At 71.9% G+C, this 16,495-nt stretch carries 17 protein-coding genes and 1 pseudogene; 17 read left to right on the top strand and 1 reads right to left on the bottom strand.

What is annotated here, in order from left to right; genetic code table 11:
- The first annotated feature begins 113 nt into the window (after positions 1 to 113).
- Together ffh and ftsH are read left to right on the top strand one after the other, a co-directional pair.
- A complete protein-coding gene (gene ffh / locus ACFQ9Z_RS22070) occupies positions 114 to 1,664 on the top strand; it encodes a signal recognition particle protein (protein WP_383020897.1) in 1,551 nt (516 codons plus the stop codon).
- 88 nt (positions 1,665 to 1,752) lie between these two features.
- Positions 1,753 to 3,690 (top strand): ATP-dependent zinc metalloprotease FtsH, encoded by a 1,938-nt coding sequence (gene ftsH, locus ACFQ9Z_RS22075; RefSeq protein WP_383020900.1) that lies wholly within the window; start codon positions 1,753 to 1,755, stop codon positions 3,688 to 3,690.
- A gap of 2 nt (positions 3,691 to 3,692) precedes the next feature.
- Here ftsH and ACFQ9Z_RS22080 read toward each other — a convergent pair whose 3' ends face one another.
- The gene (locus ACFQ9Z_RS22080; RefSeq protein ID WP_383020904.1) at positions 3,693 to 4,589 is read right to left on the bottom strand and encodes a class I SAM-dependent methyltransferase; all 897 of its coding nucleotides are present in this window, start codon (positions 4,587 to 4,589) and stop codon (positions 3,693 to 3,695) included.
- 525 nt (positions 4,590 to 5,114) lie between these two features.
- Between ACFQ9Z_RS22080 and ACFQ9Z_RS22085 the strand changes: the two genes are divergently transcribed.
- The 15 genes and pseudogenes from ACFQ9Z_RS22085 to dprA all read left to right on the top strand — a co-directional run bounded on the left by ACFQ9Z_RS22085 (position 5,115) and on the right by dprA (position 16,392).
- Positions 5,115 to 5,711 (top strand): hypothetical protein, encoded by a 597-nt coding sequence (locus ACFQ9Z_RS22085; protein ID WP_383020908.1) that lies wholly within the window; start codon positions 5,115 to 5,117, stop codon positions 5,709 to 5,711.
- A gap of 302 nt (positions 5,712 to 6,013) precedes the next feature.
- Positions 6,014 to 6,433, top strand: a complete 420-nt coding sequence (gene rpsP, locus ACFQ9Z_RS22090; RefSeq protein ID WP_383020911.1) for a 30S ribosomal protein S16 — start codon at positions 6,014 to 6,016, stop codon at positions 6,431 to 6,433.
- Between the two features lie 5 nt (positions 6,434 to 6,438).
- A complete protein-coding gene (locus ACFQ9Z_RS22095; RefSeq protein ID WP_005479813.1) occupies positions 6,439 to 6,678 on the top strand; it encodes an RNA-binding protein in 240 nt (79 codons plus the stop codon).
- Positions 6,679 to 6,761: 83 nt separating this feature from the next.
- Positions 6,762 to 7,307, top strand: coding sequence for a ribosome maturation factor RimM (rimM, locus tag ACFQ9Z_RS22100; protein ID WP_383020916.1), 546 nt, complete (start codon positions 6,762 to 6,764; stop codon positions 7,305 to 7,307).
- Positions 7,304 to 8,137, top strand: a complete 834-nt coding sequence (gene trmD / locus ACFQ9Z_RS22105) for a tRNA (guanosine(37)-N1)-methyltransferase TrmD (protein WP_383020919.1) — start codon at positions 7,304 to 7,306, stop codon at positions 8,135 to 8,137. Before rimM ends, trmD begins: the two co-directional genes overlap by 4 nt.
- Positions 8,138 to 8,272: 135 nt before the next feature.
- Entirely contained in the window at positions 8,273 to 8,623 is a 351-nt protein-coding gene (rplS, locus tag ACFQ9Z_RS22110) for a 50S ribosomal protein L19 (RefSeq protein ID WP_383020923.1), read from the top strand.
- 45 nt (positions 8,624 to 8,668) lie between these two features.
- The gene (gene lepB, locus ACFQ9Z_RS22115; protein WP_383020926.1) at positions 8,669 to 9,373 is read left to right on the top strand and encodes a signal peptidase I; all 705 of its coding nucleotides are present in this window, start codon (positions 8,669 to 8,671) and stop codon (positions 9,371 to 9,373) included.
- Positions 9,366 to 10,460 (top strand): annotated as a pseudogene (lepB, locus tag ACFQ9Z_RS22120) (signal peptidase I); the annotation flags it as partial. The gene lepB (ACFQ9Z_RS22115) and the pseudogene lepB (ACFQ9Z_RS22120), both read left to right, overlap by 8 nt.
- A complete protein-coding gene (gene lepB / locus ACFQ9Z_RS22125; RefSeq protein WP_383020931.1) occupies positions 10,351 to 11,361 on the top strand; it encodes a signal peptidase I in 1,011 nt (336 codons plus the stop codon). The pseudogene lepB (ACFQ9Z_RS22120) and the gene lepB (ACFQ9Z_RS22125), both read left to right, overlap by 110 nt.
- Before the next feature lie 116 nt (positions 11,362 to 11,477).
- Positions 11,478 to 12,254: a signal peptidase I gene (gene lepB / locus ACFQ9Z_RS22130; protein ID WP_383020934.1), complete on the top strand. Its 777-nt coding sequence runs from the start codon at positions 11,478 to 11,480 to the stop codon at positions 12,252 to 12,254.
- Positions 12,244 to 12,768, top strand: coding sequence for an NUDIX hydrolase (locus ACFQ9Z_RS22135; protein ID WP_383020938.1), 525 nt, complete (start codon positions 12,244 to 12,246; stop codon positions 12,766 to 12,768). Before lepB (ACFQ9Z_RS22130) ends, ACFQ9Z_RS22135 begins: the two co-directional genes overlap by 11 nt.
- A 56-nt stretch (positions 12,769 to 12,824) precedes the next feature.
- A complete protein-coding gene (locus ACFQ9Z_RS22140) occupies positions 12,825 to 13,133 on the top strand; it encodes a DUF2469 domain-containing protein (protein ID WP_003965949.1) in 309 nt (102 codons plus the stop codon).
- 85 nt (positions 13,134 to 13,218) lie between these two features.
- Positions 13,219 to 13,614: a YraN family protein gene (locus tag ACFQ9Z_RS22145; protein WP_383020942.1), complete on the top strand. Its 396-nt coding sequence runs from the start codon at positions 13,219 to 13,221 to the stop codon at positions 13,612 to 13,614.
- 1 nt (position 13,615) lies between these two features.
- Positions 13,616 to 15,235 carry a YifB family Mg chelatase-like AAA ATPase gene (locus tag ACFQ9Z_RS22150; RefSeq protein WP_383020947.1) on the top strand — a complete coding sequence of 540 codons (1,620 nt, stop codon included), beginning with the start codon at positions 13,616 to 13,618 and terminating at the stop codon, positions 15,233 to 15,235.
- 56 nt (positions 15,236 to 15,291) lie between these two features.
- Positions 15,292 to 16,392, top strand: a complete 1,101-nt coding sequence (gene dprA, locus ACFQ9Z_RS22155) for a DNA-processing protein DprA (RefSeq protein ID WP_383021392.1) — start codon at positions 15,292 to 15,294, stop codon at positions 16,390 to 16,392.
- The last annotated feature ends 103 nt before the right edge of the window (positions 16,393 to 16,495 follow it).

Raw genomic sequence — 16,495 nt, forward strand, 5'->3', positions numbered from 1 at the left:
CCGCGTCCCGCTTCCCGTCCGCTGCGTGAGGCGGGCGGGGGATATCCGCCCGCCGGGCGGATATCCTGGAGGGCAGCCCGAAACGCCCCCGACATCCGAGGACCGACGCCGCCGTGTTCGATACCCTCTCCGACCGCCTCAGTGCGACCTTCAAGAACCTCCGCGGGAAAGGCCGACTGAGCGAAGCGGACATCGACGCCACGGCGCGCGAGATCCGCATCGCACTGCTCGAAGCCGACGTGGCCCTGCCCGTCGTCCGGTCGTTCATCAAGAACGTCAAGGAACGCGCCCTGGGCGCCGAGGTCTCCAGGGCGCTGAACCCCGCCCAGCAGGTCCTCAAGATCGTCAACGACGAGCTGGTGACCATCCTCGGCGGTGAGACCCGCCGGCTCCGCTTCGCCAAGCAGCCGCCCACCGTGATCATGCTCGCGGGTCTGCAGGGCGCCGGTAAGACCACCCTCGCGGGCAAGCTCGGCCGCTGGCTGAAGGAGCAGGGTCACTCGCCGCTGCTCGTCGCCGCCGACCTCCAGCGCCCGAACGCCGTCAACCAGCTCAGCGTCGTCGCCGAGCGCGCCGGCGTCGCGGTCTACGCGCCGGAGCCGGGCAACGGCGTCGGCGACCCGGTGAAGGTCGCCAAGGACTCCATCGAGCACGCGCGGACCAAGGTCCACGACATCGTGATCGTGGACACCGCGGGCCGGCTCGGCATCGACCAGGAGATGATGCAGCAGGCCGCGGACATCCGCGACGCCGTCTCCCCGGACGAGATCCTGTTCGTCGTCGACTCGATGATCGGCCAGGACGCCGTCAACACCGCCGAGGCCTTCCGCGACGGCGTCGGCTTCGACGGCGTGGTGCTCTCCAAGCTCGACGGCGACGCCCGCGGTGGCGCGGCCCTGTCGATCCGGCAGATCACCGGCAAGCCGATCATGTTCGCGTCCAACGGTGAGAAGCTCGACGAATTCGACGCCTTCCACCCGGACCGGATGGCCTCCCGCATCCTCGACATGGGTGACCTGCTCACCCTGATCGAGCAGGCGGAGAAGACCTTCAGCCAGGAAGAGGCCGCCAAGATGGCCTCGAAGCTGGCGTCCAAGAAGGGCCAGGACTTCACCCTGGACGACTTCCTGGCCCAGATGGAGCAGGTCAGGAAGATGGGCTCCATCTCCAAGCTGCTCGGCATGCTCCCCGGCATGGGCCAGATCAAGGACCAGATCAACAACCTGGACGAGCGGGACGTCGACCGCACCGCCGCGATCATCAAGTCGATGACACCGGTGGAGCGCCAGGACCCGACGATCATCAACGGCTCCCGCCGCGCCCGTATCGCCAAGGGTTCCGGCGTCGACGTCAGCGCGGTGAAGAACCTCGTCGAGCGGTTCTTCGAGGCCCGCAAGATGATGTCCCGCATGGCGCAGGGTGGAGGAATGCCGGGCATGCCGGGCATCCCGGGCATGGGTGGCGGCCCCGGGCGGAGCAAGAAGCAGCCCAAGAAGGCCAAGGGCAAGCAGCGCTCCGGCAACCCGATGAAGCGCAAGCAGCAGGAGCAGGAGGAGGAGGCCCGGCGCGCCGCGGCCGCCCAGGGCGGCGGCGCCTTCGGACTGCCGCAGCAGGGCGGCCAGGAGTTCGAGCTGCCGGACGAGTTCAAGAAGTTCATGGGCTGATCCGGCCGCACGTCTACGAGGGCGCTCCCCGGGCCGGGGGGCGCCCTCAGCGCATGCCGAGGCAGGCGCGGTGCCGTAACGTCCAGGTATGAGCAATGCGGCGCCACCCCGCAAGGCCCCTGACCAGCCGTGGCGCGCCGAGGGCACCCCGGACGACACGCCCCGGCGGCGCGGGGGCGGACTGCGCGGCGGCAAGTGGTGGGGCCTGCTCGTCACCGCCGTGATCGTCTTCCTGCTGGCGTACGTCGGCCTGAACTACCTGGGCCGGGGAAACGAGCCGACGATCTCCTACACGGAGTTCAGCCGGGAGGTCGGCGCTGGCAACGTCGCCAAGATCTACTCCAAGGGCGACGCGATCCAGGGCCAGCTCAAGAGCCCCCGTGCCAACCCCGAGGGCGGCGGCGACTACACCAAGTTCCGCACGCAGCGGCCGGCCTTCGCCGACGACAAGCTGTGGCAGAACCTGAGCAGCCACAAGGTCACGGTGACGGCCCGGCCGGTCGTGCAGGAGCGGGGACTGCTGTCCAACCTGCTGATCTCCCTCGTCCCGATCGTGCTGCTGGTGGCGGTGTGGATCTTCATCGCCCGGCGGTTCGGTTCGGGGCTGGGCGGCGCGGGCGGCATGTTCGGGCGCAAGCCACCGCCGCGGCCGGTCGAACTGCTGCCCGGCAAAGCGCGCACCACGTTCGCCGACGTCGCCGGCATCGACGAGGTCAAGGGCGAGCTGGACGACGTCGTCGACTTCCTCGAGCACCCCGACACCTATCGCAGGATGGGCGCCAAGCTGCCCCGCGGCGTCCTGCTCGCGGGCTCCCCGGGCACCGGCAAGACGCTGCTCGCGCGCGCGGTCGCGGGCGAGGCCGGCGTGCCGTTCTTCTCGGCCTCGGCGTCCGAGTTCATCGAGATGATCGTCGGCGTCGGCGCCTCCCGGGTCCGCGAACTGTTCGCCGAGGCCCGCAAGGTGGCGCCGTCGATCATCTTCATCGACGAGATCGACACCATCGGACGGGTGCGCGGCGGCGGCGCCTCGATGAGCGGCCACGACGAGCGCGAGCAGACCCTGAACCAGATCCTCACCGAGATGGACGGCTTCTCCGGCTCCGAGGGCGTGATCGTCATCGCGGCGACCAACCGCGCGGACATCCTCGACCCGGCGCTGACCCGGCCCGGCCGCTTCGACCGGGTGGTCAGCGTGTCCCCGCCGGACCGGGGCGGGCGCGAGGCGATCCTGCGCATCCATACCCGGGAGATGCCGCTCGCCGGGGACGTGGACCTGGCCCAGGTGGCGCGGGTGACGCCCGGCATGACAGGTGCGGATCTGGCCAATCTCGCCAACGAGGCCGCGCTCCTGGCCGTCAAGAGGAAACAGGAACGGGTGACGCAGGCGGACCTGTCCGAGGCCTTTGAGAAGGTCCAGCTCGGCGCCGAGCGCACCCTGGTGATGCCCGAGGAGGACCGCCGCCGCACGGCGTACCACGAGAGCGGCCACGCCCTGCTCGGCATGCTGCAGACCGGCGCCGACCCGGTCCGCAAGATCACCATCGTGCCGCGCGGCCGGGCGCTCGGGGTGACCATGTCCACGCCCGAGGTGGAGCGGTACGCGCACTCGGAGGGCTATCTGCGCGGCCGCATCATCGGCGCGCTCGGCGGCATGGCCGCGGAGGAGGTCGTCTACGGAGTCGTCACCACCGGCGCGGAGAGCGACCTCGAACAGGTCACCAACATCGCGCGCGGGATGGTGGCCCGCTGGGGCATGAGCGAGCGCATCGGCCGGCTCTCCGCGCTTCCCGGCGACGCCCAGCAGGCGTACGGTCTGTCGGCCGCCCCGCAGACCCTCGACGTGATCGACGCCGAGATGCGCCGGATCGTCGACGAGTGCTACGAGGAGGCCCTCCAGAAGCTGCGCGACCACCGCGGCCGGCTCGACGCGCTGGCGCACGCACTGCTTGAGAAGGAGACCCTGGAGGAGGCGGACGCCTACCGGATCGCCGGCATCACCCGACTGACCAAGGACACGGAGCCCTAGGACTACGGCACCCGGGCGATGAGATAGCGGAAGACGTTCGGCATCCAGACCGTGCCGTCCGCCCGCCGGTACGGGTGCAGCGCCTCCGCGAGCTCCTTGTCCACCTGTTTGCCGTCGGTGGCCGCGATCGCCGCGTCGAAGAGGCCGGTCGACAGCAGGCCGCGCACCGCGCTGTCCACGTCGGCGTAGCCGAACGGGCAGGCCACCCGCCCCGAGCCGTCCGGCCTGAGCCCGGCCCGCTGGGCGACCTCCTCCAGATCGTCGCGGCGGGCGGACCGCCAGCTGCCCGGACTGCGCAGCGGATCGGCGAGCTTCGTCGCCACCCGGAGCACGGACGAGGTGGCGCAGCGCTCCGGCGGCCCCCAGCCGGCCAGCACCACGGCAGTCCCGTGCGCGGCCAGCGGCAGCGCGCCCGCCAGCAGCCCGCCGAGCCCCTCGGAGTCGCCCGCCAGACAGCCGATCGGCTCGAAGACGGTCATCAGGGTGTACGCGGGCGTCCGCGCGCCGGCCGCGACGCCGGGCAGGTCCAGGTCCTCGACGAGCCTCGTGCCGCCGCCCCGGGCCCCGCCCGTGTCCGGCCGCGTACGCGCGCGCGTGCCGGGCGCGGCGTCCGGCGACAGCCGCTCGCGCGCGAGGGCGAGCAGTTCCCGGCAGGAGTCGACCCCGGTCACGGCGGCCCCCCTGGAGGACGCCATCAGCAGGGCGAGACCGGAACCGCAGTGCAGACCCAGCAGCCGGGTCGCCGGGCCCACGTCGAGCCGCTCGTAGACGGCCTCGTAGAGCGGGACCAGCATCCGCTCCTGGATCTCGGACCAGTCACGCGCGCGTGCGCACGGGTTCACGCCGGGTGGTACGGGACCCGCGTGAGACAAGTGCTCCCGCACGAGCGTAGGTGTCATAGGTAAGCGCCCCAATCCGCCGACAGTTCGTCGCAGTGCCCGATTGCGAGGCCCCCGTGCCGATCGCTCGCACCCTTCCACCTATGTCAGGTAACTCCCGGCTCGCGGTGCCGTCCAGGGGGCGTGGGGCCCGGCTTGGGGACCAGGAGCAGAAGTGGCGAGAATTCACATCCACGCAATGCGGGCGACCGTACGGTGTCCGCTCACGTGGGGGCGGGCCGGTGACGACGGGTGCGCAGGCAGCCTGTAACGTCACGATCCCCGCGGACGTTGACAGAGGTGAAGGCGTCCGGCGAGAGCGGCCGAAACACACCTTGCGCATCCACCGGCCGCCGCCCCGGCACCGCCTGCACGACGCGTCGTACGTCGGACTACGCACCGGCTTGGTACGAGCTGTGAGGCTTCTCCGCAGATCAGCGCACCCGCCCTCGTCAGGACGCATCAGCGGCAACTGACGGGTACGTGCAAATTATTTGGGATGCCCCGGAATAGGAACACAGAGGCACCCACGCTCGTTGTCATTACGTGAGCACGACACAGACACCACCTGTTCTCGCCGCAGAGCTGGCGCAGGCGTGGGCCGACATTCAGCGGTACCACCCCGAGCTGCCGGACCTTGCCGCGCCAGAGTCCCTGATCGGGGAGTCGTCGTCCGCGTGCGGACACGAACTCTCCTTCGAGCGCCTGCTCCACGAGGCCGTCCACGGCATCGCCGCCGCCCGCGGTGTCCGCGACACCTCCCGCGCCGGCCGCTACCACAACCGCCGCTTCCTGGCCATCGCCGAGGAACTGGGCCTCGACCACCCCGAGGAGCCGCATCCCAGCAGCGGCTTCTCGCTGGTCACGCTCGATCCCGAGGCGAAGCGGCGCTACCGCCCGACCATCGAGCGCCTCCAGCGCGCCCTGAAGGCCCACACGGCGGCCACCTCCGCCGACACCTCCCGGACCTTCCGCGGCCCGGCCGCCCGCCACGGCTCCTCCGGCGGCGGCGTCCGCGTCAAGGCGGTCTGCGACTGCGGGCGCAACGTCCGGGTGGTGCCCTCGGTCCTGGCGCAGGCCCCCATCGTGTGCGGCGGCTGCGGCAAGCCGTTCCGCATCCCGGAGGTCGCGGGCGCGGCGTAGGCGTGCGGCTGCTCGTGGCAGCCGCACACCCGCGGCCCCCATGCCCGCGGGGTCCACGGCCGGGCGGCGCACCCGACGCACGTCACCTCCGCGCCGGGTGCCGCTCAGCCATGCCCGGGATCGTCCGGCCCCCCGCGGCGAAGAGCGATCCGAACGGTGTGGCACAATGGCTAGCTGTACTCGACAGCCGCACAGGACCCCTCTCTCCTCCGGCTGACGCGTCCATCGGGCATTCGGGTACCGCAACCCCACGCGGCAGCTCGCCGTGCCCAACCACGTCAAAACCAGGAGAACCCACTCCCGTGGCAGTCAAGATCAAGCTGAAGCGTCTGGGCAAGATCCGTTCGCCTCACTACCGCATCGTCGTCGCCGACTCCCGTACCCGCCGTGACGGCCGGGCCATCGAGGAGATCGGCAAGTACCACCCGACCTACAACCCGTCGGTCATCGAGGTGGACGCCGACCGCGTGGCGTACTGGCTGGGCGTCGGCGCGCAGCCGACCGAGCCCGTCCTCGCCATCCTGAAGAAGACCGGCGACTGGCAGAAGTTCAAGGGCGAGCCGGCTCCCGCGCCGCTGCTCGTCGCCGAGCCGAAGGCCACGCGTCCGTCGTTCGAGGCTCTCGGCGGTGACGACGAGGGCAAGGGTGAGGCCATCACCCAGAAGAAGAAGGCTGAGAAGAAGGACGAGGCGACTGCCGAGTCCGAGTCGACCGAGGCCTGAGCAGCATGCTCGAAGAGGCGCTCGAGCACCTCGTGAAGGGCATCGTCGACAACCCTGACGATGTGCAGGTCGCCTCGCGCGACCTGCGCCGCGGGCGCGTGCTGGAGGTCCGGGTGCACCCCGACGACCTCGGCAAGGTGATCGGCCGCAACGGCCGTACCGCGCGTGCTCTGCGCACCGTCGTGGGCGCCATCGGCGGTCGCGGCGTCCGCGTCGACCTCGTCGACGTGGACCACGTCCGCTGACGCTTATCGCAGCACCGGCTCGGGCCGGGGAAGGCCACTGGGCCGTCCCCGGCCCGTAGTCGTATGACAGGAGATCAAGCACAGTGCAGCTGGTAGTCGCACGGATCGGACGCGCCCACGGCATCAAGGGCGAGGTCACCGTCGAGGTACGTACCGACGAGCCGGAGCTGCGGCTCGCCCCCGGAGCCGTTCTGGCCACCGACCCGGCCTCCGCCGGACCGCTCACCATCGCAACCGGCCGGGTGCACAGCGGGCGCCTGCTGCTGCGCTTCGAGGGCGTCGGCGACCGCACCGCCGCCGAGGCCCTGCGCAACACCCTGCTGATCGCCGAGGTCGACCCCGAGGAACTCCCCGAGGACGAGGACGAGTACTACGACCACCAGCTCATCGACCTCGACGTGGTCACCGCGGACGGCACGGAGATCGGCCGGATCACCGAGATCTCGCACCTGCCCTCCCAGGACCTCTTCATCGTCGAGCGCCCGGACGGCAGCGAGGTCATGATCCCCTTCGTGGCGGAGATCGTGGCCGAGATCGACCTCGAGGAGCAGAAGGCCGTCATCACGCCCCCGCCGGGCCTGATCGACGACCGCGCGGAGATCGCCTCGTCCCGGGAAGAGGACGCATGAGGCTCGACGTCGTCACGATCTTCCCGGAGTACCTCGAGCCGCTGAACGTCTCCCTGGTCGGGAAGGCACGCGCGCGCGGGCAGCTCGACGTCCACGTGCACGACCTGCGCGCGTGGACGTACGACCGGCACAACACCGTCGACGACACCCCCTACGGCGGCGGCCCCGGCATGGTCATGAAGACCGGGCCCTGGGGCGACGCGCTCGACACGGCGCTCGCCGACGGCTACGAGGCCGGCTCCCGGGCTCCCGCGCTGATCGTGCCCACCCCCAGCGGCCGCCCCTTCACCCAGGAACTGGCGGTCGAACTCTCCGAGCGCCCCTGGCTGATCTTCACACCGGCCCGCTACGAGGGCATCGACCGGCGCGTCATGGACGAGTACGCGACCCGGATGCCCGTGTACGAGGTCTCCATCGGCGACTACGTGCTCGCCGGCGGCGAGGCGGCCGTCCTGGTCGTCACCGAGGCCGTGGCCCGGCTGCTGCCCGGCGTGCTCGGCAACGCCGAGTCCCACCGGGACGACTCCTTCGCGCCCGGCGCCATGGCCAGCCTCCTGGAAGGCCCCGTCTACACCAAGCCGCCCGTCTGGCGCGGCCGGGACATCCCCGAGGTGCTGCTCAGCGGCCACCACGGCAGGATCGCCCGCTGGCGCCGCGACGAGGCCCTGCGCCGCACCACGGCCAACCGGCCCGACCTGATCGAGCGCTGCGCCCCCGGGGTGTTCGACAAGAAGGACCGCGAGATGCTCTCCATCCTGGGCTGGGAGCCGGACCCGGAGGGGGAGCCGTACGGCCGGTTTTGGCGCCACGCCGACGGCATGGAAGAATAGGCGGCTGTTGTGCGTCCGTCCGGCGTGCGTCCCTGCCACAGGGGGACACGACGCCCGTTCCGACCCGCACGGCAGTCCTCATGGAAACCTAGTTCCCGTTGATGACCTGTGGCATCAGCGAAGAAAGCAGACGAAATGTCTCACCTGCTCGACACCGTCGACGCCGCGTCGCTGCGCGACGACGTCCCCTCCTTCCGCCCGGGTGACACCGTCAACGTCCACGTCCGCGTCATCGAGGGCAACCGCTCCCGTGTGCAGCAGTTCAAGGGCGTTGTGATCCGTCGCCAGGGCTCCGGTGTCCGCGAGACCTTCACGGTCCGCAAGGTCTCGTTCTCCGTCGGCGTCGAGCGCACCTTCCCGGTGCACACCCCGATCGTCGAGAAGATCGAGCTGGTCACCCGTGGTGACGTGCGCCGCGCCAAGCTGTACTACCTCCGTGAGCTGCGCGGCAAGGCCGCGAAGATCAAGGAGAAGCGCGAGAGCTGAGCGCTTTTCCGGGGTCATGGCGGGGCCGGATAGCATCTGGCCCCGATGGACACCGAAGCACAGCCGACGCAACGCGACCGCTCCTCCCGACCCGGAACCCCGGGGACTGAGGGCCGGTCGCGTTTCGCGTTGCTGCCGCGGGTCGCCGCACGGCTGCCGGGCGGCGGGATCACCCTCACCCTCCTCGTCTGCCTGGCGTTTTTGCTCCTCCTCAACGCATTCGTGGTGCAACCGTTCCAGATTCCGAGCGGATCCATGGAACAGGGATTGAGGATCGGCGACCGCGTCCTCGTAAATAAGTTGGCGTACCGTCTCGGTGCCCGGCCGCTGCGCGGCGACGTGATTGTCTTCGACGGGACCGGGTATTTCGGGGACGCCGACTACATAAAGCGCGTCGTGGGAGTGGGGGGAGACCATGTGGTCTGCTGCGACAAGGAGGGGAGACTCGAGGTGAACGGCCGGCCGGTCGACGAGACGGCGTTCCTCCACCCCGGGGACAGCCCGTCCAGCGTCCCCTTCGACGTCGTCGTGCCCGCGGACCGCCTGTTCGTCCTCGGTGACCACCGCAGTCGCTCCAGCGACTCCCGCGACCACCTCGGCTCGCCCGGCGGCGGCATGATTCCCGTGGACGACGTCATCGGCCGGGCCGACTGGGTCGCCTGGCCGTACGGCCACTGGCGGCACCTGGCGCGGCCCGCGGCCTACGCGCGCGTGCCCGCGCCCGCTTCCGCGGGGGACGGCCATGGGTAACCGTGGCAGGCCGCGCGGAGCGCCGGCCACCGCCGCAGACAGCCTGCTGCCCACCGGGACCCGCCGCACCGGCGCCGGACCGGGCGTGGGCCGCACGCGCGCGGAGCGGCGCAAGCTCCAGCGCAAGGTGAAGCGCAAGCGCAGGCGGTCGGCCGTTCGGGAGATCCCCCTTCTGGTCGGCGTCGCGGTGCTCATAGCGCTGGTCCTCAAGACGTTCCTCGTCCAGGCCTTCGTGATCCCGTCCGGCTCGATGGAGCAGACGATCCGGATCGGCGACCGGGTCCTGGTCGACAAGCTCACCCCGTGGTTCGGCTCCCGGCCGCAGCGCGGGGACGTCGTCGTCTTCCACGACCCGGGCGGCTGGCTGGCCGACGAGCAGACCACCCGGACGAAGGACGACCCGGTGGTCGTCAAGCAGTTCAAGGAAGGCCTCACCTTCATCGGCCTGCTGCCCTCCGACAACGAGAAGGACCTGATCAAACGGGTCATCGGAGTCGGCGGGGACCACGTCAAGTGCTGTGACGCACAGGGCCGGGTCACCGTCAACGGAAGCCCGCTCAGCGAAACCGACTACCTCAACCCGGGCAGCGCCCCGTCCATCACGCCGTTCGACATCACCGTGCCCCAGGGCCGGCTGTGGGTGATGGGCGACCACCGCGACAACTCCGCCGACTCCCGCGCGCACCAGAACACCCCGTACGGCGGCACGGTCTCCGAGGACTCGGTGGTGGGCCGCGCCATGGTGATCGGCTGGCCGATCGGTCACTGGACCAGCCTCGACGAACCTAAAACCTTCGCAAGCGTCGCGAACTCCGTGTCGGGGTCGACCGCTGCCCCGCCGCTGTCGCATAGGGTTGCCCCCGGTGATCCGAACGGAATGACCAGACTCCCGACCCCTGCGGAACTCCCGCTCGTTATGGGAGTGGTGGGCCTGCGCCGTGGATGGCGCAGGCGGCGGCAGAGAGTAAGGAGTTGGCGTGGGGGATGTGGCGGTTGGCGCACGGTCGGGACACGACGGCGAAGAGCACCGCGGGCGTCCCGTGGAGGCGAACGTCCCCTCCCCGGACGGCGCTGTGACGTCCGGGAACTCCGACTTCTCGGCGTCCGGGGACGGCGGGCCGGAGGAACACCGGCCGCGGAGCGACGGCGAGGGCGCGGACGGGACGGCGGACCAGCCGAAGAAGCCGCGCTCCTTCTGGAAGGAGCTGCCGATCCTGATCGGCATCGCGCTGGTCCTGGCGCTGCTGATCAAGACCTTCCTGGTGCAGGCGTTCTCCATCCCCTCGGACTCGATGCAGAACACCCTCCAGCAGGGTGACCGCGTCCTGGTCGACAAGCTCACCCCGTGGTTCGGCTCCAAGCCCGAGCGCGGCGAGGTCGTCGTCTTCCACGACCCGGACGACTGGCTGGCGGGCGAGCCCGCCCCCAACCCGAACCCGGTGCAGAAGATCCTCAGCTGGATCGGCCTGATGCCGTCCGCGGAGGAGAAGGACCTGATCAAGCGGGTGATCGGCGTCGGCGGCGACACGGTCGAGTGCAACGGCACCGGTCCGCTGACGGTCAACGGCAAGGCGCTCAACGAGCCCTACGTCTACCCCGGCAACACACCGTGCAGCCAGGACGACCAGGGCGGCCAGTTCAAGGTGAAGGTCCCCGCGGGCTACATCTGGGTGATGGGCGACCACCGGCAGAACTCCCGCGACTCCCGCTACAACCAGTCCGACAGCCACCACGGCATGGTCCCCGTCGACAAGGTCGTCGGCCGCGCCATCGTGCGCGCCTGGCCGATCAACCGCTGGGGCACCCTGCCGGTGCCGGACACCTTCGACCAGCCCGGCCTCGGCCAGCAGTCCTCCGCCATGTCCCTGACGGTGGCGCCGCAGGGCGTGGCGGTGGCGGCCGTGCTGCCGGTGGTCGTGTGGCGGCGCAGGCGCGCTGACCGGCTGCGCACCGGGGCGCGGGCTCAGGCGGCGGCCGGCAAGCGCTGAGCCCGCCGTGCCGGTGGGGCCCGTGAGGCCCCCCTGTGAAGCTCCGGGAAAGCTGTTCCCCAGGTCGTGGAAGAGGGGCTGCCCCCGTTCGGTACCGGCAGGTAGGGTGCGGGTCCATGAGCGGTGAGAGCACCATGCGTACGGCCCCGCACACCGTGGGCACAGGCACGGCACGGGCCGGCGGCGGCCGGCTCGGGGAACGGCTGTCCGGGGTGGCCATGGCGCTGGGCCTGGTGCTGTTCCTCGGCGGCTTCGCCTGGGGAGCGCTGGTCTACCGGCCTTACACCGTGCCGACCAGCTCGATGACGCCGACCATCGACGCCGGTGACCGGGTGCTCGCCCAGCGGGTCGACGGCAGTGACGTGCGGCGCGGCGACGTGGTCGTCTTCCGCGACAAGAGCTGGGTCAGCAACGCCAACGTGGTCAAGCGGGTCGTCGCGGTCGGCGGCGACACCGTCTCCTGCTGCACCGACGGCAAGCTCACCGTCAACGGCAAGCAGATCGACGAGCCCTACCTGCCCGCCGGCAGCCCGGCCGAGAGCACGGACTTCCCGAGGATCACCGTCCCCAAGGGCCGGCTGTTCCTCCTCGGCGACGAGCGCCAGGGCTCCCTGGACTCCACCGCCCACCTCACCGACGCCGCCCAGGGCACGGTGGCGCGCGGCGCCGTCACCGCGCGTGTCGACTCCGTCGTCTGGCCCATGAACGGCACGCTCGCCCGCCCCACCGGATTCGAGGCGCTCGGCGCCCTTTCACAGCCGGGCCCGATCCGGATCATCGAGCTGATGATCGTCGTCGGTGCCGTCCTGGTCCTCGGCGGCGGCGCGTTCGGCTCGATCGCCAAGCGGCTGGGCCGCCCCCGCAACCGCCCGGAGCCCGCCGGTGCCCGCTGAGCCCACGCGGCCGGGCGAGGACACCTACGAAGGCGGACTGCGCAGGGTGGCCCGGGTGGTCCTGCTCGACCCCGAGGACCGCATTCTCCTGCTGCACGGCCACGAGCCGGAGGATCCGGCCGACGACTGGTGGTTCACCCCCGGCGGCGGCCTGGAGGGCGACGAGACGCGCGAGGAGGCCGCCCTGCGGGAACTCGCCGAGGAGACCGGCATCACCGACGTCGCCCTCGGCCCCGTGCTGTGGCGCCGGCGCTGCTCCTTCCCGTTCGCGGGCCGGCGCTGGGACCAGGACGAGTGGTACTACCTGGCCCGTACGACCCAGACGGAGACCGCGGCCCTGGGCCTGACCGAGCTGGAGCGGCGCAGCGTGGCCGGAGCGCGCTGGTGGACGTGCCGGGAACTGACCCGGGCACATGAGACGGTGTATCCGACCAGACTCGCCGGGCTGCTGCGCACGCTGCTCGACGAAGGTCCCCCCGCCAGGCCCGTGACCCTGGACACGGAAATCGTCTGAGGGCTCCTCGGACTGGCGCACAATGGGGGGATCGCACGGCTGAAGGGGAACATGCCATGAGCGCCGAGGACCTCGAGAAGTACGAGACCGAGATGGAGCTGAAGCTCTACCGGGAGTATCGAGACGTCGTCGGTCTGTTCAAATACGTGATCGAGACCGAGCGGCGCTTCTACCTCACCAACGACTACGAGATGCAGGTGCACTCGGTCCAGGGCGAGGTCTTCTTCGAGGTGTCGATGGCGGACGCCTGGGTCTGGGACATGTACCGGCCGGCCCGGTTCGTGAAGCAGGTACGCGTCCTCACCTTCAAGGACGTCAACATCGAGGAGCTGAACAAGAGCGACCTCGAGCTTCCGGGCGGCTGACGACCCCTGATTCCGTCGAACGGGTGACGGGGATCTCCACAACCGGCGAGTAGCCCACCAAGATCCACTTCTGCCCGCCCGCTGCGTGACCGTGGGTGCCGGAGGTGGTGCCGACATGAGCAGGGCACGCAGTGGACTCGGCAGGTACGGCGAGGATCTGGCCGCGCGGCGGCTGACCGAGGCGGGTATGACCGTCCTGCGGCGCAACTGGCGCTGCGGACGATCCGGCGAGATCGACATCGTGGCCCGGGACGGGAGCACGCTGGTCGTCTGCGAGGTGAAGACCCGCAGGGCCGGCGGCTTCCAGCACCCGATGGCCGCGCTCACTCCCGAGAAGGCGCGACGCCTGCGCGGCCTGGCCGAACGCTGGGTCCAGGCGCACGGCGGAGCCCCGCCGGGCGGCGTGCGCATCGACCTGGTCGGCGTCCTGCTGCCCCGCCGCGGCGCCCCGTCCGTCGAGCACGCGCGGGGGGTGGCCTGAGATGGGTTTCGCCCGCACGTGTTCCGTCGCCCTCGTCGGCGTGGAGGGCGTGGTCGTCGAGGTGCAGGCCGACCTGGAACCCGGGGTGGCGGCCTTCACCCTGGTGGGCCTGCCGGACAAGAGCCTGTCGGAGAGCCGGGACCGGGTCCGGGCCGCGGTGGTGAACTCGGGCGGCGAGTGGCCGCAGAAGAAGCTCACCGTCGGACTGAGCCCCGCGTCCGTGCCCAAGGCCGGTTCCGGCTTCGACCTGGCCGTCGCCTGCGCGGTGCTCGGCGCCGCCGAGCGGATCGACCCACGGGCCCTCGCCGAGATCGTGATGATCGGCGAACTGGGGCTGGACGGCCGGGTGCGGCCGGTGCGGGGCATCCTGCCCGCCGTCCTCGCCGCCGCCGACGCGGGCTACGAGCAGGTCGTCGTGCCCGAGTGCGCCGCCGCCGAGGCCTCGCTGGTCCCCGGCGTGTCCGTGCTCGGCGTCCGCAGCCTGCGGCAGCTCATCGCCATCCTCACCGACGAGCCCGTGCCCGAGGAGGAACCCGACGGCCATGGGCGCCCGGACCCCCTGCTGGCCGGTCTGCGGGTGCCCGGCGCCGGGGCGGCCACCGGCATGCACGGCGGCGGCGCCCAGCAGCCGGACCACGACCTGGCCGACGTCGTGGGCCAGACCTCGGCGCGCACCGCCGTCGAGGTGGCCGCCGCCGGCGGGCACCACCTGTTCCTGGAGGGACCGCCGGGAGCCGGCAAGACCATGCTCGCCGAGCGGTTGCCCGCCGTGCTGCCCCGGCTCACCCGGCAGGAGTCGCTGGAGGTCACGGCGGTCCACTCGGTGGCCGGGCTGCTGCCGCCGGGCAAACCCCTCGTCGAGGCGGCGCCCTACTGCGCGCCTCATCACTCGGCCACGATGCAGTCCCTCGTGGGGGGCGGTCAGGGCGTCGCGCGGCCCGGCGCCGTGTCCCTGGCCCACCGGGGCGTGCTGTTCCTCGACGAGGCGCCCGAGTTCCACAGCCAGACCCTGGACGCCCTGCGGCAGCCGCTGGAGTCCGGGCACGTGGTGATCGCCCGCAGTGCGGGAGTGGTGCGCTTCCCCGCCCGCTTCCTGATGGTCCTGGCGGCCAACCCCTGCCCCTGCGGACGGTTCTCGCAGCGGGACTCCCTGTGCGACTGCCCGCCGTCGGCGATCCGCCGCTACCAGGCCCGGCTGTCCGGACCACTGCTGGACCGGGTCGACCTGCGCGTCGAGGTCGACCCGGTCACCCGTGCCCAGCTCACCGCGCCCGGGGCCGGGGGCGAGTCCTCCGCGGCCGTCGCCGACCGGGTCCGCACGGCCCGGGAGCGTGCCGCGGCCCGCCTCGCCGGCACGCCCTGGGGCACCAACAGCGAGGTGCCCGGAAGGGAGCTGCGCAGCCGCTTCCACGCCGCCGCCGGCGCGATGGACGAGGCGGCGCGCAGCCTGGAGCGCGGCGTGCTCACCGCCCGCGGCCTCGACCGGGTGCTGCGCGTGGCCTGGACGGTCGCGGATCTCGTCGGCCACGACCGCCCGGACGCCGGCGACGTCTGCCTCGCCCTGCAACTGCGCACCGGCGTCCCGCGGGGCGTGCCCATGGCCCTCGGAGCCCCGGCGTGACGGCGGGGGCCGACGCGGGCGAGGAACTGCTGGGGCGGGTCTTCCTCGCCCGGGTCATGGAGCCGGGTGACGAGGCCGGCGGTCGGTGGCTGCGGGAGTTCGGGGTGACGGAAGTGGTCCGGCGGCTGCGCGAGGACGGCCGGCGGCTGCCCGGTGTCAGCGGGAAACGCTGGGCCGGACTGGTGGCGCGGGCCGCACGGGCCGAGCCGGAGCGTGACCTGGAGGTGGCGCGGAGCGCCGGTGTGCGCTTCGTGTGCCCGGGGGACGCCGAGTGGCCGGGCGGACTCGACGACCTGGGGGACGGGCGGCCCACGGGCCTGTGGGTGCGCGGCTCGCCCAGTCTGCGGATGTGGGCGCTCGGTTCGGTCTCCGTGGTCGGGGCCCGCGCCTGCACCGAGTACGGAACGCATGTGGCTGCCACCCTCGCCGCCGAGCTGGCCGAACGGGGATGGGTGGTCGTGTCCGGCGGGGCCTACGGCATCGACGGGGCCGCCCACCGTGGGGCACTCGCCGCCGGCGGGGCCACCGTCGCGGTGCTGGCCTGCGGCGTGGACCGGCCCTATCCGCGCGGGCACACCGCGCTGATCGACCGGATCGCGGAGCAGGGACTGGTCGTGGGGGAGCTGCCGCCCGGCGACCACCCGACGCCGAGCCGGTTCGTCCTGCGGAACCGGGTGATCGCGGCGCTCACCCGGGGCACCGTCGTCGTGGAGGCGGCCTGCCGCAGCGGCTCGCTGGTCACCGCGCGGGCCGCCGAGCGGCTCGGCCGGTTCACCATGGGCGTCCCCGGGCCCGTGACCAGCTCGCTCTCCGCCGGCGTGCACGAACTGCTGCGCGGCGGGGCCACGCTGGTCACCGACGCGGCGGACGTCATCGAGCTCGTGGGCGACATGGGCGAGCTGGCCCCGCCAAGGCACGGCCCCGTCCTTCCGCGCGACCTGCTGGACCCGGGCGCGCGGGCCGTCCTCGCCGCGCTGCCCGGCGGCCGCCCGGCCGGCGCCGGGGAGATCGCCCGCGGCGCGCGGACCACCCCGGACGACGCGATCGCGCGACTGTACGAACTCCGAGCACTTGGCTACGTCGAACGACATGGCGACGGCTGGAAGTTGACACGCCAGGCGCTGATCTCGGCCCGGGGCGGTCCCGCCCCGTGCTGACCGAGCGTGTTCGGCCGTCCGGGGGAACGCCCTATGTCCTTGGGATTTCACGGAGTTGGCACATTCGGGTGGTCACACAGAGCGATCCGCCGCGTGCGGCGGC

Source organism: Streptomyces sp. NPDC056580 (assembly GCF_042793175.1).
In the GTDB taxonomy this organism is placed as follows: domain Bacteria; phylum Actinomycetota; class Actinomycetes; order Streptomycetales; family Streptomycetaceae; genus Streptomyces.